The organism is Imperialibacter sp., from assembly GCF_040222385.1.
Lineage (GTDB): Bacteria > Bacteroidota > Bacteroidia > Cytophagales > Cyclobacteriaceae > Imperialibacter.
In genome coordinates this window covers 20,402-43,418 of record NZ_JAVKDF010000040.1, presented here as the reverse complement: position 1 = coordinate 43,418, position 23,017 = coordinate 20,402, and the positions used below count along the sequence as shown (strand labels likewise).

Below are 23,017 nucleotides of genomic sequence, written 5' to 3'. Positions count from 1 at the left end.
TTTAGGCCAAGTTTTCCCTTTTCTGGTAACTTATATCAATCTGACGCACACCTTTATTCTTGCTACTTGGCGATGAGCCTTGTCATGTACAATTTTCACTGGAAAAAAATCTTTGGGCATCATCATTTTATGGTGATATTTATCAACGTCGCGTCGGTGCCGGCCATGGTTTTGACGGGTTCAAAGACAGGCATAGCCGTATTGATGTTCTCTCAATTGTTGCACATTCTTATTAGCTTCAGAAGTTTTCGCACTGTTAGAAAGCAGACGGTTTACCTGGCCGTTATCATTTTGATTGGAGGCATTTACCTTATTTCAAAGATCGATTTCGATAGAGGTTTGATAGCGCTTGCGGAAAGAGCGATGGATTTCAACAGTGGGGATGATAGCTCAATGAGTCGCATAAGAAAGCTTCTCTTGTCGTTTGAGCAGACGTCGGCCACGTTTTTCTTGTTTGGCGTTGGGCTTATTTCTAATTACGTAACATGGTACGATGGCCTTATTGGCTCAACCAATGGATTTCTTGGGGTTTTCGGGCTAGTTCTAATGGTTTTTATTATTGTTGGGCTTGTTAGAAGTACGTTTTTTCTGGCAAAGAATAATAATCGAATTCCGTACTTTGCTCCTTTCTTGATAGTACTTTGCACATATATTTTGGCTAATTTAATCACCGAATATTATCTGGTGACGAGAGGTGTGCTTCCTACTTCGGTGTTTTTGATGTTGCTCCATCTACAAATTTCTGAGCCGGATAAAAATGCCGTAATTCCATTGAGCAAAAGTAGCACATTATGAAAATCAGCATAATAACGGTTGTTTATAACAACTCACAGTTTATTGAGGGTTGTATCCTCTCTGTGCTGAACCAATCCTACGAAGATATCGAATATATTATCATAGATGGCTGCTCAACTGACGGTACTCTTGAAAAAATAAAGAGGTATTCGGATAGAATTTCAAAGATCGTTAGCGAACCTGATCAAGGAATATACGATGCAATGAATAAGGGAATCAGTCTGGCGACGGGCGAAATAGTTGGTATTTTGAACGCCGATGATTTTTACGTCGATGGTGATGTAATTACAAAGATAGCAGCGGCATTTGAAGACGAGTCAGTTGACGTGTCTTATGCAGACGTAAAATATGTTAAAAGAGATAATGTCGGTGAAGTCGTGAGGTCGTGGCGTAGCGGCGCATTTGATAAGGACAGGTTTTACTACGGGTGGTCACCTCCCCACCCAACTTTCTTTGTTCGAAGGACTATTTACCAAAAGTATGGCCTATACGATCCAACCCTTAATATTTCGGCAGACTACGAGATGATGTTGAGACTCTTATTTGTACAAGAGATTAAATGTATCTACCTGCCTCAGGTTATCATAAAAATGAGGGATGGAGGAGTAAGCAACAGATCTATTAAAAATAGAGTTCAAGCGAATAGGGAAGATAGAAAAGCGTGGAAAATAAATAAAATAAAACCAAAGCTCTATACTCTTAGTCTAAAGCCTTTGAGAAAACTTGGTCAGTTTTTTTAGAGGATTCAGTACTAGAGATTACAAGAAAAAAGGTCGACTTGGACGTTCAACACAACTCAATAGATTTGAAGATGTTCATTTTGCACTATTTTATCTCATCAAAAAAAATGAATTTAAAAGAAGTTACAGAGCCCAAAAAAAGGAGCTCATTTCTCATGTTTTTTACCAGTGCGTTATTCTCAATGCTCCTTTCAGGATGTATTCCAAATGGGAAATTGATTTATTTTCAAGGGACTCGCTCAACGGAAAACCACGGACCATTTTCATCTTCCTCGACAGGCGGTTATAGGCTGGAGCACGGTGATATAATTAGCGTTGAAATAAGGTCAATTGATCCCGCTGTCACCGAAATATTTGAGTCAAAAAGTAATTCAATTAGGGCTACGCAACTTGATCCCGCAGCAAATGCGAACTACTTTTCTGGTTACGATGTAAAAGAGAGTGGCGAAGTGGAGATTCCGCTAATCGGAAATATATATGTTGAGGGAAAAACATTGCAAGAGTCTAAAACCCTAATCGAAGAAGCCCTTCGACTTTATATGATAGATCCATTCGTTTTAGTTAGAATGGGTGGAATAACTTATACTGCATTTGGTGAATTTAATAAACCGGGCAGATACAATGTTTTGAAAGATCGGGTAACAATCTTTGAAGCTATTGCTAATGCCGGGGATTTAACCAATGAAGGAAACCGACAGAAAGTGACTTTTATTAGACAGACTACGGACGGCCAAGTTGTTCAATTTGTAGACCTTACTGAGATCGAGATAATTGATAGCCCATTTTACTATATAAAGCAGGGAGATCAAATATATGTTGAACCACTAAAAATAAAGGAATTTAAATCTGTTGTCGGCTCTTTAAAGGACATAGCCATTATTGTCGGGGCTGTTTCTTCGATTGCGCTATTTTTTATTTTGGTAAACAACTAATTGGTATGTCAACTCTAAACAAGAAAAACTATCTTAAGTACCTTGGCAGGAGTAAAGATAAAGATACAATTGATATACATTCCTATTTATTGCGTTTGTGGGACTATAAAATTTGGTTTTTCCTTTCTCTGATTTCATTCTCCTTTTTTGCTCTTGTTATAAATGAGTATTCTACGCCTCGATATTTAGTCAAGGCTAGTTTGGATATTGTCGATCAGAAGAAGAGTGCATCCCAAACATTTATGAAGGAACTTGAGTTCTTTAGCCCTACTACCAATATCGAAAATGAAATAGAAGTCCTTAGCTCGTATGACTTAATCAAAAAGGTTACAGAATCTCTAAACCTCAATATTGATTTAGAAGAAGTAAGCCCGATGTCTGAGGCCTATGAGGATGTGGACTTTTTTACTTGCAGACTTATTGAAACAACTGGTGATGGGCACCGCAAAACATTCCTATTTAAGATAGTGGATGAAAATGGAGGGTACATTTCTTCGCAAGGGAACGGGAACTTGGGCGTTGATAGCGTAAGAATTGTCTTAGGTGTGCCAATTCAGTTTCACGGGTTCATTGTTCAAATTGAGAAAAAAGAAGACATAGAATTATCGCATTTGGGAAGGACATTCAGAATTAACTATTCTCATCCTGGTCAGTATGCACTAGTTTTAAAAGAGAGGATTCAAATTAAACCAATCAGTAATAAGACGAGCATTGTTGAATTGAGCCTTAGTTCCACTAAGCCCGAACTGGATATCGAAATTTTGGATGAGCTCATGTCTTCTTACTTGATCAGGGAATTAGAGTTGAAAAACAAATCGGCCAATGAGGCAATAGATTTCATTGACAATCAATTAAAAAGCGTTAAAGAGAATCTTTTGATTGCGGAGGCAAAACTAGAGGATTTTAGGTCAGAGAACAAAATCATAAATATCAACCAAGAGGGAATCTCAACATTGAACAAACTGCACGAACTTGAAAAGGACTACGCCCGATATCAAGTGCAACTTAAGTATTGTTCATACACTCTTGACTACCTTAGTAAGACTGATGCGGGTATTTTAATAAGTCCTTCGACGGCCGGAATTACAGATCCAGTTTTAAATGATTTGGTTTCCAGCCTAAATAGTTTAATTAACCAATACTCAAGGTTGCGGACTGCCGTTTCAGAAATCAATCCGCAACTACTGTCTCTGGCATCACAAATTGCAGTTAAGTTGCGAGCGGTAACAGAAAATATTCGTAATCAACGTAACACCTTAGAAATTCAAATTGGCAGCATTGAAAAACTCATTAAAGAGGTTGAGTTGAATTTAGATAGAGTACCCAATGATGAAAGAAGGCTAATTAATATTCAGAGGGAATTTGACTTAAATGAGGAGGTCTATATTTATTTGCTGAAGCAGAAGTCTGAAGCAGAAATCGCAAAGGAAGGCAATGAAACTTCTTCGAGATTAGTCGATCCAGCATATGTTTCCAGCCGAATTTACCCAAGGAGCAACTTTAATGTTTCCGTTGCTATAATTTTTGGTTTTTTCATGCCGATACTGGGAATAGGGTTTTACGATTTTTTTCGAACAACTATTCATTCGCCACTTGATATTACGAGAGGAACAGATATTCCTATTATTGGGTGTCTACCAGCTGTATCAATGAACAAAGCAAAGTTTCCGAACTTACAATTTGAACAAATCTCTGAAGACTTGAAGGACTTTTGGGTTAGCATGAGCCTTTTACTGCCCTCCAAGGAATATCCAAAGACCATTTTGTATTTATCCTATTTACAAGGCGAAGGGAAATCTTTTTCTTCGTTAAATACGGCTATTCTTGCTGCAAACTCTGGTTATTCTACTTTGATAGTTGATTTAGACAATGGAAATAAAAATTTATCCTCGCTTTTTGGCTACACAGGTTTTGAAGGAGTGGAAGAGTTTTTTATCGAGAATATGAATTTGGATAAACTTGCAAGAAAAACTGACATTGGGGGCCTTGAAATTATTCAACTTGGCGCAGCTAAGGATTATTCCACTATTCTGATGAATAAGCCTAAACTTGAGATGCTTTTGGAAAGGTTAAAAAAGACGTATGACTGCGTCGTTTTCGATAGCTCATCCTTAGAGTTGACGCCGGACGCACTAACGCTGAGCACTTTTGTGGATTTTTCGGTATTTGTCGTCTCGCATAAAAAAACACAGCTTCGAACGGTAGAGATTTTGAATCAATTAAAGACGAAAATTATCAGTTCGGAAATAGGAATTCTATACAACAATCTGAATTAGATGGATGACTGATGTCAAACTATTTATTTCGAGAAGCGATCTGATTTTGATAGAAGCCTGTGCTAAACTAAAGCATTTATTTTAGATGGATAGTGAACAACCCATTCTGATTTTAGGTTTCGGCAGGTCAGGTACCACCTGGATGTCGGATATTATTTCAAAATCTCTTGGTGGGTTGATACTCTTTGAACCGATGCATCCCGAGGTTTTATCATTTGCAAAACACGCCTGCTATTCTAGCGGGTTAAATGATGAAATGAATAACCAATTATCGAAACACCTTAAAAGTTGTCTCGGCAAAGAAGTCGATAACCGTTGGCTAATTCGAAATCATTTATCCGCTAATTTACAGGAGGTGAATGAAAAGTATGTGGAAATGATTTGGCGAGAATCTGATATTATTGGAATGAAATTGATTAGAGGAAACTTTATGATTCCCTGGCTATATCAGAATGTTTCGAAAAGGATCATATACTTAGAACGAGAAGTTAAGTCCGTTGTTGCCTCTATTCTTAAAAGGCCGCAGTTTTGGATGGAGTTTGGCTTTGATTTCCACTACCATAAATTTACTGCCGAAGTTATCAACGGTAAGTATCGCTTTTTATGGAATGAAAAGGAAATGAAAAGTCTGTTAGAAGGATTGGAATTCGAATATGAAAAGATCACCGTGATGTGGGCTTTAACGAGCATAGTTGCAAACTATGAGTTAGGCAAACTGGGTATTCCGGTTTATAGCTACGAAAAACTTTATAAAGATCCGTATAAAGTTACCAGAGAAATACTAACTAATCTTTCAGGTCGAAATGTGGCAATACACCCCTCCTATATTTTCACCCCTTCGATGCTGACACACAAGACGAGCCATGACCTTAGAATTGAAGATAGTTTTTTCCACGAAGCAGATGTGTCGGTATTTTGGAGAGAAAGGATAACTAATGCTCAATCAACTAGAATAGATTATATTATGAACAGAATTGGCCGAGCGGCCGTTTGAATTAAACCCTACCTTTTTCAGCGATGAGGCAACCTCCCGTCAACCTGGTTTTTTTAGGCACGAAGACATTTAAGGCAAATAATATTACGTTTCTTGAAAATTTTATTCAGCTTCTACAGGAACGAGTTGCTGTATCGCTGATTATTGGCTCCTCCATCGATCGGTCGTTAATTAATTCGAGCTGTGAGGTCTACGTATATAAGAAGAATTTTTTTTTCAATTTCAAAGGACTGGTCTTTGGCGCCTTTGCCCTAAAAAGTTTCCTTAAAACACACCGCAAGCCTGACGTGCTTGTTAATCTCTCCGATCCGTTTCCATCTGGAATATTGGTTAACTTATTCAGTCTCTATTATGGCATTCCCTCAATAACACGTGTAACCGGAGATATTCTTGGCGAAAAGGACAGGGCCTCTGGTGTTTTACGAAAGGCAGTGAAGTATGTCATCTACAATCTCCTTATTTTGTCCCTTTTTAAAACAACAAATAAGCTTGTCGTCTTAGGGCAGGATTCAAAAAATAAATTTGCGAGAAGGGGGTTCAGCCAAGACAGACTGGTTGTTTTGCCTCAACCTTTTAAGGCGGATCTTTTTCCGCAATCATCTTTCAGAAAAAGGGGTGCGCTAAAAAAATCATTGGGCTTTAAACCGGAGCGCAAACTCATTTTGTACGTGGGAACCCTGTCATACGGAAAAGGAGCGGACCGGCTAATTGAAATAATAAAGCGTGTTACCTTGCAAAGTGATGAATACCAGTTTTGTATCATTGGGCTTGGCCCTTTTCAGGAAAATTTTGAAGCTAATTCCGATGCCAGGATCAGGTATGAGGGTTTTGTATCAAGGGAAAACATTTCAAATTACTACCAAGCTAGTGATCTATTTATTTATCCCACCAGAAGTGATTCATTGCCTAATGTAATTATCGAGGCTATATCTAGCGGTTTACCCATTGCCGCCTCTCCTGTTGCTGAAATACCTTATTTGGTAATGAATACGATGGTTAGTGTTGATGAATTTGTGAAATATATATTGAATGGAAAATTTGTTCCCGAACAAAGGCCGGATTGGTTTAATTGGGTCAGGCAGCGAGAAATGTATCTCGACCTACTAGATAGCGTTTCGAAGGGCAAGCAAGCCAAGATCGGATAGACGATGAGAATGGACCCTTTGAAGAGGATTAGTCAATCAAATATTTTTAGAAAGCTCACCGGTGTGACACTTGTGCAAGTAGCGGGGGCATTCCTGGGCTTATTGAGTCAAACCGTTCTGGCAAGAATATTGGGTGTCAGTGATTTTGGGTTGATTACTTATATTTTTTCATGGATAGTTTTGATTTCTTTATTTGCTCGTCTTGGTTTTGACAACTCTTTGATAGTTAAAATTTCGAATACGATTGAAAGCCGCAAGTGGTCATTGCTTGGCTGGTATTTGTCCATTCCGCCGCTATTTATTATGGCGTCAAGTTTACTGATCGGTTCTTTGGTGCTATTATTTCTCTATATATTCCAGATACCTAATTTTTCTGTATGGGCAATTTCTTTGTTAGTCTTGCTGCCAATCATTTCCTATTTAAATTTGAACCAAAGCATATTAATTGCCTTTAAAAAGACAATTATTTCTAACATTCCAGTTTTAATAATTAGGCATTTCGTTCTTATTTTAGTGATGGTTCTTACGGTCGTTATCAACGATGCCTTGATAAGCCCGTTTTATGCTCAAGTTGCGAATGCTTTTGCATTCTTTACTGGGGCATTGGTTTCTGGTTACTGGATTAACAAGGAAAAAGCAACTTTAGAGTTACACTTGCACAAAAGTGAAAAAGCTAACCCATTTAGACTCGTTGCAGAATCGTTTCCTTTTTTGATCTTTAGCGGCACAAGTATCTTAAACCAGCACGCAGATGTATTAATCCTGGGGGTTTTTAGGGCACCTGAAGAGGTAGGAATTTATGGTGCAGTGTCCAAGGTTATTATGCTAATCTCCTTTTCATCCATAGTCGCAAACATAACAATTAAGCCATATATAACTCGATCAAGAAAGCAGGATGGCAATAAAGAGCTGGAGAGACAGCTTTTTTTTCTCAATTTATTTGTGAGTGCTTCGTCGTTTGTTCTTTTCCTGCTAATTGTTGTTTTCGGGGAAAGGTTGCTAGGGATATTTGGAAATGACTTTATCCCTGGATACAATGTTTTATTGATACTCTCATTTGGGAAACTTTTCGCCGTCAGCACGGGGCCTGTTGGAATTCTATTAATGCTTTCAGGTAGCGATAAAATAGGGTCTCGTCTGGAGCTTCTGTTTGCAATGGTCAACATTGTCTTAAATTTTGCGCTGATTCCGTTTTATGGAATAACTGGTGCGGCTATTGCCACAGTAACATCATGGATCATGAGGAATTTGGTGATGTTGATTATTGTGAGAAAGAAACTGAAGATCAACCCAACTGTATTTAACTATACACAGATAAAAGGCCTAGTAAATGGATTTAAAAAATAAGCAAAAGGTTTTCCTTATTGGTGCCCCAAAATCCGGAACTACCTCATTGCACCACCTTATTAATTATCATCCAAATATTTGCCTCTCGAAGTATAAAGAGACCAGATTCTTTCTGGATGACGAATTGTTTTCGGAGGGAGTTAATTTCTTTTACAACAAGTATTTTGATAAATCTGCGTTGAGCGAGAAAATTCAATATATTGGTGAATCAACACCTGCATACTTGGGAAACGCCCACATCGTAGCTAAAAGGATTCAAGAAACCTTCAAAAATGATGATTTGAAGTTTATTGTCATCTTGAGAAATCCAACCGACAGGGCTTGGTCCAATTACCTTCATAGGAAAGTTAATCTTGTAGAGTTGAAGTCATTTCGTGAGGCTGTTGATGAAGATATCAATGGTCTAAGAGATGGTAAACCCATTTTCCATAGATATTTTTCTTGTGGCTTGTATTCAATTCAACTTAAGGCATGGTTCAAATGTTTTAGCCCTTCCAAGTTCCTTATACTATTTTATGATGAACTGAAAGATGAGACAAAACTGCTTGAAAAGATTTTCGATTTCCTGAAAATTCCTCCAATTGGCCGACTGGAGTTCACAAAGAAACTAAATGTATCAAGCCAGCCAAGGTCTCTATATTTATCATCCCTCGTCAGAAATAGTGGGCTAGGTAAATTATTTCGTAAAATTGTTCCTAAGCATAAGCAACATATGGTTAGGACTTTTGTAAGACAACTAATTAAAAAGAAAGCAAGGTTCAGGGAGGAGATGCCAAAAGAGTTAAGGGACTATATGGTTAGATTATACAAATCAGAAATTTTGAACCTTGAAGAACTGCTTTCCAGAGACTTATCTGAATGGAAATGATCACTTTTAAATCAAAACGGTGGATTTCACAATTGCGTCCGCAGGATTGTCGGGAACGGCTACACTTTATGGCATGCATGGGCTTCACCTGGAAATTTGGTGCAAAAATATTTCTAATTTTAGGGCATCCAGTTAAGCGTTTTTATCCTCAATGCTGACAACAGGTTAAGTCAGGTTCGATTGGCTCACCGTTTGAGACCCTTTTTTGGAAATAATGACGAAAGGTTTCGAAGGTGCTTTTAAAATAGCTTCTACAAAAAGATTGAGCACTTCCTTCGATCTAGGAATTTCTTGTAATTAGAAAAGTTCTAATTTAGAGAGCAACATATCCAAGTCTCCGAAAAGCAAAAAGCCCAAACACGTTGTATTTTTTTTGTGAAGTTCAAATGAATTGCAAATTTGTCATTACAGCCTTCTTAAGAAGATTAATATACTTGGTTATAAATTTGAATCGGAAGGCGGCTAAATACGAGCCTATAGCCGCCAACATTCAAACTAGATTGAATTCAATTTATTGAAAGGATTAGAATTCGTGGAAACCTTATTAAAAATTAAAATTTCACAATGGGGGGAATTGGGTTAAAAGTTAGCAAAGGAGACTTGCATCGTGCCATTATCTTTTTAGTTCCAATTTCTGAGGTTTTCAGAAAATTCTATATTGATGGGCCGATTCATATATCGCTTCCCATAGTTATAGATCTTTTTGCATTTCTTCTTTTTCTTTATTCATTGGCTAAAGGTGAGCAAATAAAAATATATGTTAAACTTGCTTTAATTGTGGCCTTCGTAGTATTGTCTACATCCATTTACCATTCATTGGTAAATATCAATACAGCGCATTCATCAAGCCTTACTTCTATATTTGGAGCCTATATTTTATTAATTGCACTAACCTATATTTTATCAGCCGATGAACAAGGTGGCTATTTAGGTTTGTTATCAAGATCTTTTATAATTTCTGGCATTTTGCTCGTGCTAATGCTAGTTATATTTGAAGCGTTCGATTTTCAAAAGGAATTTTTCGACAAAGAGTTAAAAGTGTCAGCAAGATCAAGATTAAATTCGGAGGGAATTACGTCCGATATTAGAAGGAGTTCAGGGCTTTCAGGGTTAGGTATGGGTGCTTTTGGCTCTTTTATGGAAGTGTCAATTTTTATGGTACTGTCATTGACCGTTAAAAACATCAAGTACAGAAATACTTTGTTATTCCTAAAGATTCTATTTTCGTTAATTTTGGTCTACGTAACATTCATTTTCCTTCAATCCAGAAGCTTTCTTTTGGCAGTTGCCGCTGGATTAATTGTATTCTATTTTTTAGACTTTTCTACTCGTAGTGATAGAAACAGACTCATTTTGTTGAGCGGCTTTCTTTTGATTTCTCTGATATCTTTGCTGGTAGCGCCGTATGTTTTTGACTGGATGGCCTCAATGGGGTCGGAAGCGCTTGGAAAAAGGCTTGATCTTTTACATTTAGGTTATATCACCGCAAGCAGGAATCCATTCTTTGGCAGTGGGTTCGATGCAGAGGTTTATTATTACCACGCAGCTAGCATTGTTCATAACCATTATATGGCGTACATTATGAGCATTGGACTATTACCCTCTCTCCTCTATTTTTCTTTATATTTCTATGCGTTTATAAACGGGATAAAATATATTGCCGCACAGAGAAATGATAATAGGTTAATAGTCATTGGATTTTTAGCAGCACTCACAGCAATAGTAGTAGAAAATAACCTTTATCAAGGGCTTACAACGCCGATCGTTTATATTGTCTTACCTGTCTTATTTACTCTGAGGAATAAAGAAAGTAGCAGTCTCGTAAGCTAACCTGGAATTCGTCTGTTCAAGAGCTGAAAAGGTAATCACTTTTAATCGTATATATAAAAAAGTCACGGTTCTGAAAGACACAGATTACAAATTCCATCAGAGCTCACGAGGCTTGTCATCTTGTTATATAAAAATGGTGCAAGGTTCAGTTATAAATCTTAGTTACCTTTACTTTGCAAATGGGCTGTTTGAATGAGATGACACCAACGCTTTCATGAATAGTATCAATTTAGATTTCCTCGTAATAGGAGTGCAAAAATCAGCCAGTTCGTGGTTGTATTATTGTTTAAAGGAACATCCCGAATTAATATTACCTGCTTACAAGAAGGAGAGGGAATATATTGGCGGGCCTTTGTACAATGAGAAGGGTGGAATAAAATGGTACTACACCTTATTTGACATCGAAAACAAAAATAATAAGAAAGTCGGAGATGTGTCGGTAGAGTACTTTTTTGATAATACTTCCCCAATCGAAATCCAAAAAAATTTACCTCATTGTAATTTTATTCTTCTTTTAAGAAACCCGGTAGATCGGTTTAAATCAGCGTACTTTTGGTACCTAAGAAAAGGGCTGATTGACAGGGACGTTGACATCAATGCTCAAATTATAAAAGCTATTGATCAGAATCGATCTAACGAAATTGAGCCAATCGTTTTAGACCTTTTGTCTCGGGGATACTATGAAGAGCAACTGGATTGCTTTTTGGCAGAATTTAAACCAGGGCAATTCTATGTTGCTTTCTACGAAGAAATTGAGGCAGATTCACAAAAAGTATTAGCTGATATTTATTCATTTCTTAACGTTAAATCTGACTTTGTTCCAACATCCATAAACTCCAGGCCAAAAAAAAATTCCTACAATTCTTTTCTAATACACGCCGAAAGACTGGGAAGTAAAAATCGGGTCATTTCTAAATTTGCAAACTTTAGCAACCAGGTATTTGCAAACTTTTTTAACAAGAACTTAAAGCAAAACATTTTTGATCCAAAAGTAATGAGTTTGTTAAATGACCATTACAAGCAAAAAAACATTGGGCTCTCCAAAAAATTGAAAAGTTTAAGTAATGGAAAAAAGCTTCTCAACAGTGTTAACATCTTTTGGAAATGGTGACCTCCATTATAAACTTTTTTAAAAAAAGCGCTAAATACTCACAAGGTTTCCTTGGTTTAAATAAAAGAGACATCGTTCTGGTCTCATTCCCAAAGTCCGGGAGTACATGGATTAGATTTATCTTGTGTAATTATATTTTTCTAAGTGAAAAAAATCCGAAGACGGTGTCTTTCAGGGAAGTTGATGATTTAATGCCCGAATTTGGCATAAGCAATCTTACACGAAGGTGGCCATTCGACTTTATCCCTCGTTTCGTCAAAACTCATTGGAAATGGAATCCTTTATTTGCAGGAAAAATGAGCCTCCTCATCGTGAGAGATCCTCGGGATACCATGGTTTCTTACTATAACTACAGAAACAAGCAGGTGTCGGCAGTGAATCCAGAGGATTTCCAAACGTTTATCAGAAGCAAAAAATTTGGTCTGGAAGCTTGGTTCAAACATTTAAAATCGTGGGAGAAAAAGGCAACTTGCGTTATCAGGTACGAAGACATGAAGAGAGACGGATTAAAGGAAATTTCGGTTTCTTTGCAGAAGTTAAGTCTTGATATCAACACTGAAATTTTATCAATGGCATTTGACAATGCCGCTTTTGACAAGTTAAAAGCAAATGAGCAGACTCACGGTATGTCGAAAATGAACTTCTTTTCCGAGGGTCAAATGTTTTTCAATAAAGGGAAAACCAATCAATGGGTTGAATACTTTTCAGAAAGAGATTTAGAGTATTATCAAGAATTGAAAAGTAAGTATCGGCTAAATGCATACTAGCAAAGCACAAAAGACGTCCGTAATATTCTTCACTAATTTCCCTCCCCCCTACACTGGCCACACTGTGAATAACGAGTTGGTATTTGGGTGGCTTAACGACGCGCAAAAGAATAAGATTAATATCTCGCATCGTGCAGGGCGACTTCAGTCAACCGGATTGTTTCGAATAGGCGGTATTGTCTCTCACTTTCAAAAATTAATCGAGTTGCGAAAGGAGCTCAGGCGAAGGAGATATAGTTGCTTGTACATGACTTTCTCTCATTCGACGCTTGGATTCTTTAAAAATTATGTGACTGTATTGGCTGCGAAGGGAAAAGTGAACTCCATTATTGGCCACATACACACAGGAAGTTATTCGTCTCTGTTTCAAAAAAAACTGGTAGCACTTTTTACCCCGTCGTTCGTCAGGACTGTTGATCGATTCATATTTCTAAGTGAGAATATGTACGAGCAATGTGCTTCTTATATTCCTGCCAGTAAAAAGTTTGTGCTTGAGAATACGTTAAGTAAAGAACTGCTGGTCACAAAAGAGGAAGTAGAGTTAAAGATTCGTAGCCGGAAAAAGGAAGATACATTTCAACTGATCTATATTTCCAATATGATCCCCACTAAAGGATATAAGGATCTGGCAAAAGCCCTCGTCTTGCTTTCGGGGAATTCGAATATTGATTTCCATGCAACTTTTATCGGCGGTTGGATGGCGAAATCCGATGAATTGGAATTTTTGAGTTTTCTGTCCGAGAATAAACTTGAGAAATTTGTTACTGTGCTTGGTGCCATCTCCGACCGGAAAGCACTTCGACGGGCGCTTTTGGAGGCCCATGTTTTTATATTGCCAACCTACTATCCGACAGAATGTCAACCAGTCAGTATAATTGAAGCGATGAATGCTGGCAATGCCATAATTTCTACCTTTCACGCAGCAATTCCAGAGTATGTAAAGACGGATGTGAATGGTGTCTTGGTGGAAAAAATGTCACCGCTGCAAATACGTGATGCAATAGTCCGATTACACGACTTTCAATATTGGATTGAATGTGCCACTAATTCGAGGAGGGTATTTGAAGAGAAGTTTCATCCTGACATTGTTAAATTGAAGTTTATGGGTTTTTTGGAAACTTTGAAGTAGGAACGTATTCTCGCCATCAATTAAAACAGACACGAATTGATCAGACTTTATAACACCTTCGAAATAGCAGTTCCTCTTTGGGATTGGATAATTGAGAAATTTGAATCTCGGGGTTTGAAAACGTGGGCAGTAATAAGCAAAGGGATTTATAGAGCTAAACCAAGTAATATTAGTCAGCACGTTCAATATGTTTGGACGATACCATTTCTGAGGAAATATAAGTTAGTCTCCCATTTAACTTACTTCTTGCTGACACCCATCAAAATCTTATGGAGCAGGCCTAAAGTCAATATTTTTTATACGCAACCCCCTCTATTTTACATTTTGGGGGCTTTTTGTTCAAGATTGGTCAGAATTCCCTATGTTGTTCACATAATGGACTTTCAACCTGAATTGCTGGTGGTCATGGGAAAGCTTAGACGCACGGGGCCGGTTTATAAGCTGCTTAATTTTCTTGGCCTAAGAGCACTTAAGAAAGCTGAAGAGGTAATCGTAATTGGTCGGTGTATGCAAAGCCTATTAGTCAGGAAGGGTGTGAATGAGAAAAGAATCCAACTGATTCACAACGTTTCAACCTACAGCCCCGGCGCAGTAGTAAATACTGGCATTAAGTCTGACATTGGGCTGGCGGGCAAATCGATAATACTTTATTCGGGCAATATGGGTGTGGCCCATGAGTTCGAAACAATTCTTGGCGTTTCGAAAAGACTGGCGAGGTTTTCTAGTCTTCATTTTTTGTTTGTTGGAAAAGGCGTACACAGGAGTCTAATAGAAAACTTTATTGCTGACCAGTCTCCTGTCAACGTTTCGTTGATTGATTATCTACCTGACGACAAGTTTCAAGAAGTTTCCCAGGAGTCTTTAGCGCACTTTATTTCTTTAAAAAGTGGCTATGAGGGCCTGATGGTACCAAGTAAGTTCTATAGTTCCATTGCAGCTGGCAAGCCAGTAATTTATGAAGGAGGCAACAGTTCTGAGATTGCACTATTGATTGCAGAACATGGGTTGGGAAAAAGCGTTCTGAACGGCGATATTGATGAAATGGAGCGCTATATAGTGTCGCTTGTAGAAGACCCAGGATTAGTAAGGCAGATATCAAAAAATTGTCGGGCTACGCACGATGGCAACTTTAGACCATCAATTATAGCACAGAATTATTTACAATGTATAGATGAAGTTATCAAAAGAAGGGAGTAATCTTGTTTTTCTTATCGGAGCAGCCCGCTCAGGAACAAAAATGTTGAGGGACGTGCTTGCCCGGCATCCAGGCATTAGTAAAGTCCCATACGACATAAACTTTGTCTGGAGGTGGGGAAACGAGTCGTTAGAGCATGACGAATTAAGTCCTGCTAACTATTCTGCTAAGAATAAGCATCGGATACACGAATATTTGGAGAGATATGCCAAGAAAGGAGATTACTTGATTGAGAAATCGGTTTCGAATACCATCAGAATCCCATTCCTGCAGAGGAATTACCCTGACGCAAAGTATATATTTCTGTATCGAAACGGAATTGACGTCTGCGAGTCAGTAATCCGACAATGGAAGGCCCCTCTTGACAGCAAATACCTTCTCCAAAAGATGAGAAATATGCCTCCTTCTTTGTTAATTAACTACGGAATGAAGTTTTTGAAGAGAAATCTCATTAAAAGGAAAAATGATTTCTTTTGGGGAGTCAACTTCCCAGGAATGTCGAAAGATCTTCAATTTAAATCAATAGATCAAATAGTTGCGCAACAATGGACATATTGTGTTGGTAAAATGCTTGAAGCCCGGGAATTAATAGATTCCGGTCGGCTTATCGAAATTAAATATGAAGACCTTGTTTACAACTCTGAAGCTGTGCTCGAGCGTATCTTTAAATTTATAGACCCGCAATTCTCTATTATGCCAACCGAAAAAGATTTGATAACAAGTGACCACGTGGGGAGGGGCAAATCCAATTTTCTCGAAGAACAGTTAATTGTAATTTTACCAATTGTTGAGTCGACGATGAAAAAAATTGACAGCTTATGATGAATATTCCCTTTTCGCCACCATTTATTGATGAAGACACAATAACTGAAGTAACTGATACGCTAAGATCAGGTTGGATAACTACTGGCCCCAAAGTAAAGGAGTTAGAAGATCTCATCGCAAAGTTCAATCAGTGTGATTCTGCTGTAGCTGTCAATTCAGCAACTTCAGCGCTAATGCTGGCCCTTCATTGGTTCGGAGTGGGAAGAGGTGATGAAGTTATTATTCCTGCGTATACTTACTGTGCTACGGCTTTGGCAGTAAAGCATATTGGAGCGACCCCCATCATGGTCGACGTTAAAAGTGACTTTACCCTCAATCCTGCGAAGATCAAAGCTGCCATCACAAACAAAACCAAGGCGATCATTCCTGTCGACATAGCCGGCTGGCCATGTGATTACGAGCAGATATTCGAAATAGTTAGAAATGCTTCCTCCATACATTTTGACCCAGCATCAGCCCCACAAAAGAAGTTGGGTCGAGTTCTTATCTTAAGCGACTCAGCACACTCTCTTGGGGCAGTATACAAGGGAAAGCCTGTTGGAGCATTGCCCGATATCAGTGTTTTTTCATTTCATGCAGTAAAAAACATTACGACGGCTGAAGGGGGAGCATTGTGCTTAAATCTTCCACCACCATTTGACAACGGCGACGTCTATAAAACATTGAGGCTTTGGAGCCTTAATGGGCAAACAAAAGACGCATTTACTAAGTTGCAAGCGGGAGGGTGGAAGTACGACATTGTGTATCCTGGCTTCAAAATGAACATGCCAGACATATGTGCAGCAATTGGAGTTGCTCAACTAAGAAAATATGCAAGTACTCTTCTACCTCGAAGAAGAAGCATAGCAAATATGTATCAGGAAGTCTTCTCCAAGCATAGCTGGGCAATTCTTCCTCCCTTGAGACATGGAAGCACTGAGTCAAGTTATCACTTGTACCCAATTCGCATTAAGGGAGCAAATGAAGCTCAAAGAGATTTAATTATTGAAGAGATGACACAAAGTGGCATTGGGGTGAACGTTCATTTTATACCGCTCCCTTTACTTACTATTTTTAAAGAACAGGCTTATGATATTTGTGAGTTTGAAGTGAGCTACAATCTCTACGCCAATGAGATATCACTCCCGATTTATCCTCAACTTCTTGATGAGCATATTGAGTATGTAACCAACTGTTTAGTTACTGCCGTTTCAAACGTTCTGCGCTGAAATGATTAGGTTGCTAGATTTAACGATATCCATTTTGGGAATGATATTATTTCTTCCCGCTTTTTTACTTTTTGCTGCGCTAATAGTTGCCGACTCTTCTGGATCGGTTTTCTACCTTCAGAAAAGAGTAGGTAGGGGGGGGCAGGAGTTTACTTTATATAAACTCAGAACTATGAGGAGTGGTGCTGACAAAAATGGTCTTTTGACGATTGGGGCAAATGACAGTAGGATAACAAAATTTGGGTTATTTTTGAGGAGATATAAAATAGATGAGGTTCCTCAATTGATCAATGTTTTCAAAGGGGATATGAGCCTCGTTGGGCCGAGACCGGAAGTTCGAAGATATGTTGAACATTACACAGAAGATCAGAAGAAGATTCTTCTCATCCGGCCAGGAGTTACCGATATGGCCTCAATATTCTATAAAGATGAAAATGACGTTTTAAGTCTAGCTTCTGATCCTGACTCGCTCTATATCAAAGAAATTTTACCACATAAAATCAGCCTCAATCAATTTTACATAGAGAACCCGTCAGTAAGAAATTATTTTTATATAATCTATCTAACATTGAGGAAATTATTATCAAGATCAGGTGGAAAGGATACTAGCCGGGGGGCAACTATTCATTGACGCTTTTTTTTCAATTTAGCACTATTTACACCAGGCAGACTTTGGTAACAAAAGGCATCAGTGAAGGAGGTCAGACATTTGGGAAAACTAAGCGAAATGACAAGTAGTCATAGTTTCATAATAGGCAATAAATCGATAATCAAATTCATGATTGATGTCCTGCTTTGGACAACTCTCACCGTAGTTAGTTTTGTTTTGCGTCTTGAGGGAGATATCCAAAGGTTGGCTGAGTCCCTATTTGTTTACTCTTCATTGTTATTCTTCGTCAAGGCTGCATCAGTTTGGCATTTCAAATTGTACAAACAGTCATGGCAAAATGTAGGCCTCTCGGATTTTTATTCACTAGTAAAAGCGGATGTAGTAGTTGGATTTTTTGCTTGGGTGCTTGTTTTTGTTTTACGGCCAAATTTTGTTGTTCCATACTCGATCCCATTTATTGAGTCCGCACTAATGCTTTTGAGTCTTGGTGGCATAAGGATTCTTTTTAGATATTACTTCAAAAACTTCGTTTCCAAAAGAAATTTCCCACGGAGGAAAAGGGTGCTGATTGCCGGTGCAGGAGACGTGGGGACAATGGTTGCGAGAGAAATGCTTAGAAACCCGAAAGAAGGGTTCCTTCCTGTGGCGTTTCTGGACGATGATCCGACTAAAAGTAACCAACGTTTTTTGGGGGTTCCTGTTCTTGGGCAGATCGAGGAGATGAGTGAAATTATTGATGAAGAGAACATTGACGAGCTCATTATAGCCATGCCCAATGCTACAGGAGACACAATACGAAAAATCGTCGAGTACGCTCAACTGGCCAACATACCACACAGAACAATCCCAAGGTTAAATGATCTCATAAGTGGAAGGGTAAATATTAACTTTCTTAGGAATGTCGAATTGGAAGATTTGCTGAGGAGGGAGCCGGTGCAACTGGATGGCACCAAAATATCTGCTTATTTGAAGCAAAAAAGGGTAATGGTTACGGGTGCGGGTGGCTCCATCGGTTCCGAGATTGTTCGCCAGCTTACCAGGTTTGATCCCGACACCATCCTATTGGTAGGGAGAGGAGAAAGCAGCTTACATTTGATAAGTATTGAGTTGAGGGATAAAAGGGGGTTCCAAAAATTTGATGTTAAAATTGCCGATGTGCGAGACAGAGACACTCTGGAAAAGCTGTTTGATGAATACAGGCCAGAGGTGATTTTCCATGCTGCAGCTCATAAGCATGTTCCTTTTATGGAAGACAACCCGGCTCAATCTGTCTTCAACAATGTTATCGGCACCAAGAACCTGACTGAACTTGCACTTAAGTATAATGTTAAATATTTCGTCAATATTTCGACAGATAAAGCTGTAAATCCAACCTCAGTTATGGGAGCGTCAAAAAGAGTGAGCGAGCACCTTGTTTCGCTAGCGTCTTCAAAAGCTGAAAAGGATCAATATTTTGTTTCGGTTAGGTTTGGAAATGTGCTTGGAAGCAGGGGAAGTGTGATCCCTATATTCAAGGAGCAAATTAAAAACGGTGGGCCTATTACCATTACTCACCCTGAAATGGTTAGATATTTTATGACTATACCGGAAGCCAGCCAGTTAGTTTTGCAGGCGGGCGCAATGAATAAGAATGGCTCACTATTTATTTTAGACATGGGCAAGCCGGTGAAAATATTGGATATGGCGAGAGACTTGATATCACTTTCCGGCCTAATTCCTGATCAGGATATAAAAATTGTATTTTCAGGAGTTAGACCTGGGGAAAAGATGTTTGAGGAATTGCTTACATCGCAGGAAACACTTGAAGCCACAGTGCATGGAAAAATATTTTCAGCTAAGAAAAATGTTCACCCTCAAGGCATCGAAACCATGGTTTCGATGCTTGAAAAAGTTGCACAAACTGGAGATATCGTCAAAATCAAAGCAGCATATAAAGAAATAATCCCATCGTATACACCCTAATGCTCGGACAGACGGCCGTTCGGCTTTCCAGGGTGCCATTCTGTTTCTGGGAGCTTGTTGCTTTACAGTTTTAATTATTCTTTTAGCCCGGGGCTTTTTCAATCCGTGGAAAGTCCGTAGTTCTTTACTATTGTGCACGCTATTGAACGGGGTTTTCTTTTTCGTGTTGTTTTGCTAATTTGATTTACAAAATATAAGCATATACTTTTGTAAGTATATGGGCAAAGAATACATAGGCGAGTTCGAGGAGCTGATCCTCACACTCGTTGCCGCTTTGAAAGACGATGCTTACGGAGCGGCTATCACAGAAGAGATAGAATCGAAGCTAAGCCGGGAAGTCAACCTGAGTGCGGTGCATGTCACACTTTACAGGCTGGAGGACAAAGGCTTTATTAAATCAGAGCTTGGCGGCGGCACCAACATGCGTGGCGGCCGCAAAAAGAGAATTTTCACCATCACCAGCGCCGGTATGGCTATGCTGAAAAACATCAAGGACAGTAGGCTGAAACTTTGGAACATGGTGCCCGAGCTTAAAATCGCAGCGGAGTGAAGGAACAGGATCAGATAATCCCTCATTGGGTGCGGAGGTTCCTTCAACTCATCTGCCCAGAGTATCTCTATGAAGAGATAGAGGGCGACCTTATTTATCGATACAACAGAGACTTACTCAAACACAACAACAATAAAGCTAAGAGAAGGCTGGTGTGGAATGCTATTCGCTTTTTCCGTCCCGGCATCCTGATGCGCAACAATTTTACAAAAGGACTAAACTATCAAATCATGCTCAAGTATCATTTACTAGTGGCCTGGAGAGTGCTGCTGAAAAACAAGCTCTTTAGCTTCACGAACGTCTCCGGTTTGGCCATAGGCTTTGCCTGCTGCATTTTTATCACTATGTATGTACTCGATGAGCTCTCGTATGATCAGTACCACGGCAAGGCTCACCGGATATACCGACTACTGCATAATTCAGGCAACTTGGCTGATACTGTCTCCACCAGCAACAATCCAGCTGACTATTCGGTGTGGGGCAATGCTCCTGTTGCCACTGCGCTGAAAGCAGAGTTTCCAGAAGTGGAGCAGGTGGTACGGTTTTCCGGAAGAGCCAGTACGGTGCTGCGAAAGGGAGACAATATTTTTAATGAGCCAAACATCTTTATCGTTGATTCTACTGTATTTGATGTATTCAGTTGGAAGTTTGTAGCGGGCGACCCTGAAACAGCCCTTGCACAACCCAACAGTGTTGTGCTGACAGAATCGACGGCACAAAAATACTTTGGAGATGAAGATCCATTGGGTCAAACCATTGAAGTGGATGCTATCGCAGGACGCATTAATGAACGATCAACCTGCATGGTAACTGGTATTCTGGCAGACATTCCTCACAACTCTCACTTTACTTTCGACGTGCTTTTGCCGATGAGTATGTTCAAAAAGTCGAGACCTGGTGTGTTCACTGCTTGGGGTTATGTGGACTCCTACACTTATTTTGTGGTGCCAGAGGGCTTTGATATAGCAGTTCTACAAGCCAAAATGCATGCCTTTACAAGAAGGCATGTGACCGAGTGGAGCTACAACCTCATGATTGAACCATTGAGTAAGGCCTACCTCTATTCTAAGGCCAAACGGCAACCAGGTGTAACCGGCAACCTGTCCAATATCTATATCTTCTCAGCAATTGCCGTGTTCATACTATTTATTGCCTGCATTAATTTCATGAACTTAAGCACAGCGAGGTCAATGACACGGGCCAAGGAAGTGGGTGTTCGCAAAGTGGCAGGGGCTCAACAGGGGGTACTTAGAGCACAGTTTCTTACTGAAGCCGTACTGCTTTCTCTATTGGCTGGAGTGCTGTCCCTGGCAATTGCATTACTCTTACTACCTTCATTCCAGGCGCTTACAGGCAAGCAACTAAGCTATGAGCTGATCCTGGGGCCAAAAGTGTTGACGGCGCTGCTTGCGGCAACAATCGTTTCGGGTTTCTTTGCCGGCTTTTATCCCGCCATGGTTTTGTCAAGCTTTCGACCCTCGCAGGTGCTCAAGGGGATTCTTAAGGCCTCTTTCCAGGGGGCTGCATTGAGAAAAGGGCTGGTAGTTTTTCAGTTCACTCTGTCAATTGCATTGATCGCAGGCACTGTTGTAGTCTTCTCTCAGCTCGAGCACCTCCGATCTATAGACACCGGCTTCAATCAGGAGCAAATGCTGGTGATTAATTTTGACTACGACGGTAAGGTGCAAGAGCGACTAGAGATGATCAAGAATGAGTTCGAGAAACATCCCTCGATTATCTCCGCAGCAGCATCTCGAACAGTCCCGGGCGGCCATTTTCCAAAGGCAACCACGCTAATTGAAACTGCTGCGGGCGAAATGCAAAGTCAGGCTCCTGATCTTTACGAAGTTGACTTCGACTTCATCCCCCATTTTGACATTGACGTTGTAGCAGGCCGTGCCTATTCAAGAGATTTTCCAGCCGACACTGCCAACTCGATGGTGATCAATGAGGCAGCAGCAAGACTTTGGGGTTATACCAACCCAGAAGATGCTCTGGGGAAAAAGTTTTCTCAGTGGGGGAAAGAAGGCAGAATAATCGGAGTAGTCAAGGATTTTAACTACGTCTCTTTACACAATAAAGTTGAACCACTGACCCTCCGACTGGAACCGAGATATAGTATGAGCTACCTTACGCTACAGGTCACTCCGAATGATTTGCCCGCTACCATCAGGGAGGTGGAACAGAAATGGGCATCGCTAGCCCCTCACCGACCCTTCCTTTATAGTTTTCTGGATGACTCGTTTAACAGTCAATACCAGGCTGATGTCAGGTTTGGGAAAGTATTCGGAGTATTTGCCATGCTGGCCATATTCATTGCCTGCCTGGGGCTTTTTGCCCTTGCGGCCTGGACAGCAGAGCGACGAATCAAGGAGATTGGAATAAGGCGGGTGCTCGGTGCCTCATTCGGTCAAATTGTTTCATTGCTGTCAGCTGATTTTATGAGGCTGGTGCTGATTTCAATGCTGATTGCTACACCCCTTGCCTGGTATGCGATGACCCGTTGGCTGGAAAGTTTTGCCTATCAGGTGGGCATAAAATGGTGGATATTCGCTGTTGCGGGTCTGACGGCTGCCGTTATCGCTTTGATTACCGTAAGTTTTCAGTCGGTAAAAGCGGCCTCGATGAACCCGGCCAGGTCGCTGAGGACTGAATAGATTCTGAATATTTGATAAACAAAGAAGGGGCGCAGATAGCTCCTTCTTTGTTTACGCTTCTTGTCCTGGCTTGCTA

The 23,017-nt window shown here is 39.8% G+C and carries 19 protein-coding genes; all 19 read left to right on the top strand.

Annotated features, from left to right (window positions below):
• The first annotated feature begins 84 nt into the window (after positions 1 to 84).
• The 19 genes from RIG68_RS21400 to RIG68_RS21310 all read left to right on the top strand — a co-directional run bounded on the left by RIG68_RS21400 (position 85) and on the right by RIG68_RS21310 (position 22,941).
• Positions 85 to 795: a hypothetical protein gene (locus RIG68_RS21400; protein WP_350127012.1), complete on the top strand. Its 711-nt coding sequence runs from the start codon at positions 85 to 87 to the stop codon at positions 793 to 795.
• A complete protein-coding gene (locus RIG68_RS21395; protein WP_350127011.1) occupies positions 792 to 1,535 on the top strand; it encodes a glycosyltransferase family 2 protein in 744 nt (247 codons plus the stop codon). Before RIG68_RS21400 ends, RIG68_RS21395 begins: the two co-directional genes overlap by 4 nt.
• Positions 1,536 to 1,642: 107 nt before the next feature.
• Entirely contained in the window at positions 1,643 to 2,467 is an 825-nt protein-coding gene (locus tag RIG68_RS21390; RefSeq protein WP_350127008.1) for a polysaccharide biosynthesis/export family protein, read from the top strand.
• A gap of 5 nt (positions 2,468 to 2,472) precedes the next feature.
• Entirely contained in the window at positions 2,473 to 4,743 is a 2,271-nt protein-coding gene (locus tag RIG68_RS21385; RefSeq protein WP_350127005.1) for a GumC family protein, read from the top strand.
• Between the two features lie 85 nt (positions 4,744 to 4,828).
• Positions 4,829 to 5,737, top strand: coding sequence for a hypothetical protein (locus RIG68_RS21380; protein WP_350127002.1), 909 nt, complete (start codon positions 4,829 to 4,831; stop codon positions 5,735 to 5,737).
• A gap of 287 nt (positions 5,738 to 6,024) precedes the next feature.
• Positions 6,025 to 6,882: a glycosyltransferase family 4 protein gene (locus RIG68_RS21375; protein ID WP_350126999.1), complete on the top strand. Its 858-nt coding sequence runs from the start codon at positions 6,025 to 6,027 to the stop codon at positions 6,880 to 6,882.
• Between the two features lie 9 nt (positions 6,883 to 6,891).
• Complete coding sequence (locus tag RIG68_RS21370) at positions 6,892 to 8,229, top strand: oligosaccharide flippase family protein (protein WP_350126996.1); 1,338 nt, start codon at positions 6,892 to 6,894, stop codon at positions 8,227 to 8,229.
• A complete protein-coding gene (locus RIG68_RS21365; protein ID WP_152001356.1) occupies positions 8,213 to 9,097 on the top strand; it encodes a sulfotransferase domain-containing protein in 885 nt (294 codons plus the stop codon). The genes RIG68_RS21370 and RIG68_RS21365 overlap by 17 nt, the downstream gene beginning before the upstream one ends.
• A 564-nt stretch (positions 9,098 to 9,661) precedes the next feature.
• On the top strand, positions 9,662 to 10,927 hold the full coding sequence (locus tag RIG68_RS21360; RefSeq protein WP_350126993.1) for an O-antigen ligase family protein: 1,266 nt from the start codon (positions 9,662 to 9,664) through the stop codon (positions 10,925 to 10,927).
• A 214-nt stretch (positions 10,928 to 11,141) separates the two neighbouring features.
• Positions 11,142 to 12,038, top strand: coding sequence for a sulfotransferase domain-containing protein (locus RIG68_RS21355; RefSeq protein ID WP_350126990.1), 897 nt, complete (start codon positions 11,142 to 11,144; stop codon positions 12,036 to 12,038).
• Positions 12,032 to 12,805: a sulfotransferase domain-containing protein gene (locus RIG68_RS21350; RefSeq protein WP_350126987.1), complete on the top strand. Its 774-nt coding sequence runs from the start codon at positions 12,032 to 12,034 to the stop codon at positions 12,803 to 12,805. The genes RIG68_RS21355 and RIG68_RS21350 overlap by 7 nt, the downstream gene beginning before the upstream one ends.
• 64 nt (positions 12,806 to 12,869) lie before the next feature.
• Positions 12,870 to 13,934 (top strand): glycosyltransferase family 4 protein, encoded by a 1,065-nt coding sequence (locus RIG68_RS21345; RefSeq protein ID WP_350126984.1) that lies wholly within the window; start codon positions 12,870 to 12,872, stop codon positions 13,932 to 13,934.
• A gap of 36 nt (positions 13,935 to 13,970) precedes the next feature.
• Complete coding sequence (locus RIG68_RS21340; protein ID WP_350126981.1) at positions 13,971 to 15,131, top strand: glycosyltransferase family 4 protein; 1,161 nt, start codon at positions 13,971 to 13,973, stop codon at positions 15,129 to 15,131.
• The gene (locus RIG68_RS21335) at positions 15,106 to 15,951 is read left to right on the top strand and encodes a sulfotransferase family protein (RefSeq protein ID WP_350126978.1); all 846 of its coding nucleotides are present in this window, start codon (positions 15,106 to 15,108) and stop codon (positions 15,949 to 15,951) included. The genes RIG68_RS21340 and RIG68_RS21335 overlap by 26 nt, the downstream gene beginning before the upstream one ends.
• Positions 15,948 to 17,162: a DegT/DnrJ/EryC1/StrS family aminotransferase gene (locus tag RIG68_RS21330; protein ID WP_201568587.1), complete on the top strand. Its 1,215-nt coding sequence runs from the start codon at positions 15,948 to 15,950 to the stop codon at positions 17,160 to 17,162. The genes RIG68_RS21335 and RIG68_RS21330 overlap by 4 nt, the downstream gene beginning before the upstream one ends.
• A 1-nt stretch (position 17,163) precedes the next feature.
• Complete coding sequence (locus tag RIG68_RS21325; protein ID WP_350126975.1) at positions 17,164 to 17,793, top strand: sugar transferase; 630 nt, start codon at positions 17,164 to 17,166, stop codon at positions 17,791 to 17,793.
• Between the two features lie 60 nt (positions 17,794 to 17,853).
• Complete coding sequence (locus tag RIG68_RS21320; protein WP_350126972.1) at positions 17,854 to 19,734, top strand: polysaccharide biosynthesis protein; 1,881 nt, start codon at positions 17,854 to 17,856, stop codon at positions 19,732 to 19,734.
• Between the two features lie 217 nt (positions 19,735 to 19,951).
• Complete coding sequence (locus RIG68_RS21315) at positions 19,952 to 20,284, top strand: PadR family transcriptional regulator (protein ID WP_350126969.1); 333 nt, start codon at positions 19,952 to 19,954, stop codon at positions 20,282 to 20,284.
• The gene (locus RIG68_RS21310; protein ID WP_350126966.1) at positions 20,281 to 22,941 is read left to right on the top strand and encodes an ABC transporter permease; all 2,661 of its coding nucleotides are present in this window, start codon (positions 20,281 to 20,283) and stop codon (positions 22,939 to 22,941) included. The genes RIG68_RS21315 and RIG68_RS21310 overlap by 4 nt, the downstream gene beginning before the upstream one ends.
• Positions 22,942 to 23,017 lie beyond the last annotated feature (76 nt).

Bases quoted from the DNA above. Each gene is read 5' to 3' on its own strand.
- RIG68_RS21335 (WP_350126978.1), top strand. From the start codon at position 15,106: ATGAAGTTATCAAAAGAAGGGAGTAATCTTGTTTTTCTTATCGGAGCA.
- RIG68_RS21360 (WP_350126993.1), top strand. From the start codon at position 9,662: ATGGGGGGAATTGGGTTAAAAGTTAGCAAAGGAGACTTGCATCGTGCC.
- RIG68_RS21390 (WP_350127008.1), top strand. From the start codon at position 1,643: ATGAATTTAAAAGAAGTTACAGAGCCCAAAAAAAGGAGCTCATTTCTC.
- RIG68_RS21365 (WP_152001356.1), top strand. From the start codon at position 8,213: ATGGATTTAAAAAATAAGCAAAAGGTTTTCCTTATTGGTGCCCCAAAA.
- RIG68_RS21315 (WP_350126969.1), top strand. From the start codon at position 19,952: ATGGGCAAAGAATACATAGGCGAGTTCGAGGAGCTGATCCTCACACTC.
- RIG68_RS21385 (WP_350127005.1), top strand. From the start codon at position 2,473: ATGTCAACTCTAAACAAGAAAAACTATCTTAAGTACCTTGGCAGGAGT.
- RIG68_RS21355 (WP_350126990.1), top strand. From the start codon at position 11,142: ATGAATAGTATCAATTTAGATTTCCTCGTAATAGGAGTGCAAAAATCA.
- RIG68_RS21330 (WP_201568587.1), top strand. From the start codon at position 15,948: ATGATGAATATTCCCTTTTCGCCACCATTTATTGATGAAGACACAATA.
- RIG68_RS21400 (WP_350127012.1), top strand. From the start codon at position 85: ATGTACAATTTTCACTGGAAAAAAATCTTTGGGCATCATCATTTTATG.
- RIG68_RS21380 (WP_350127002.1), top strand. From the start codon at position 4,829: ATGGATAGTGAACAACCCATTCTGATTTTAGGTTTCGGCAGGTCAGGT.
- RIG68_RS21350 (WP_350126987.1), top strand. From the start codon at position 12,032: ATGGTGACCTCCATTATAAACTTTTTTAAAAAAAGCGCTAAATACTCA.
- RIG68_RS21395 (WP_350127011.1), top strand. From the start codon at position 792: ATGAAAATCAGCATAATAACGGTTGTTTATAACAACTCACAGTTTATT.
- RIG68_RS21325 (WP_350126975.1), top strand. From the start codon at position 17,164: ATGATTAGGTTGCTAGATTTAACGATATCCATTTTGGGAATGATATTA.
- RIG68_RS21370 (WP_350126996.1), top strand. From the start codon at position 6,892: ATGGACCCTTTGAAGAGGATTAGTCAATCAAATATTTTTAGAAAGCTC.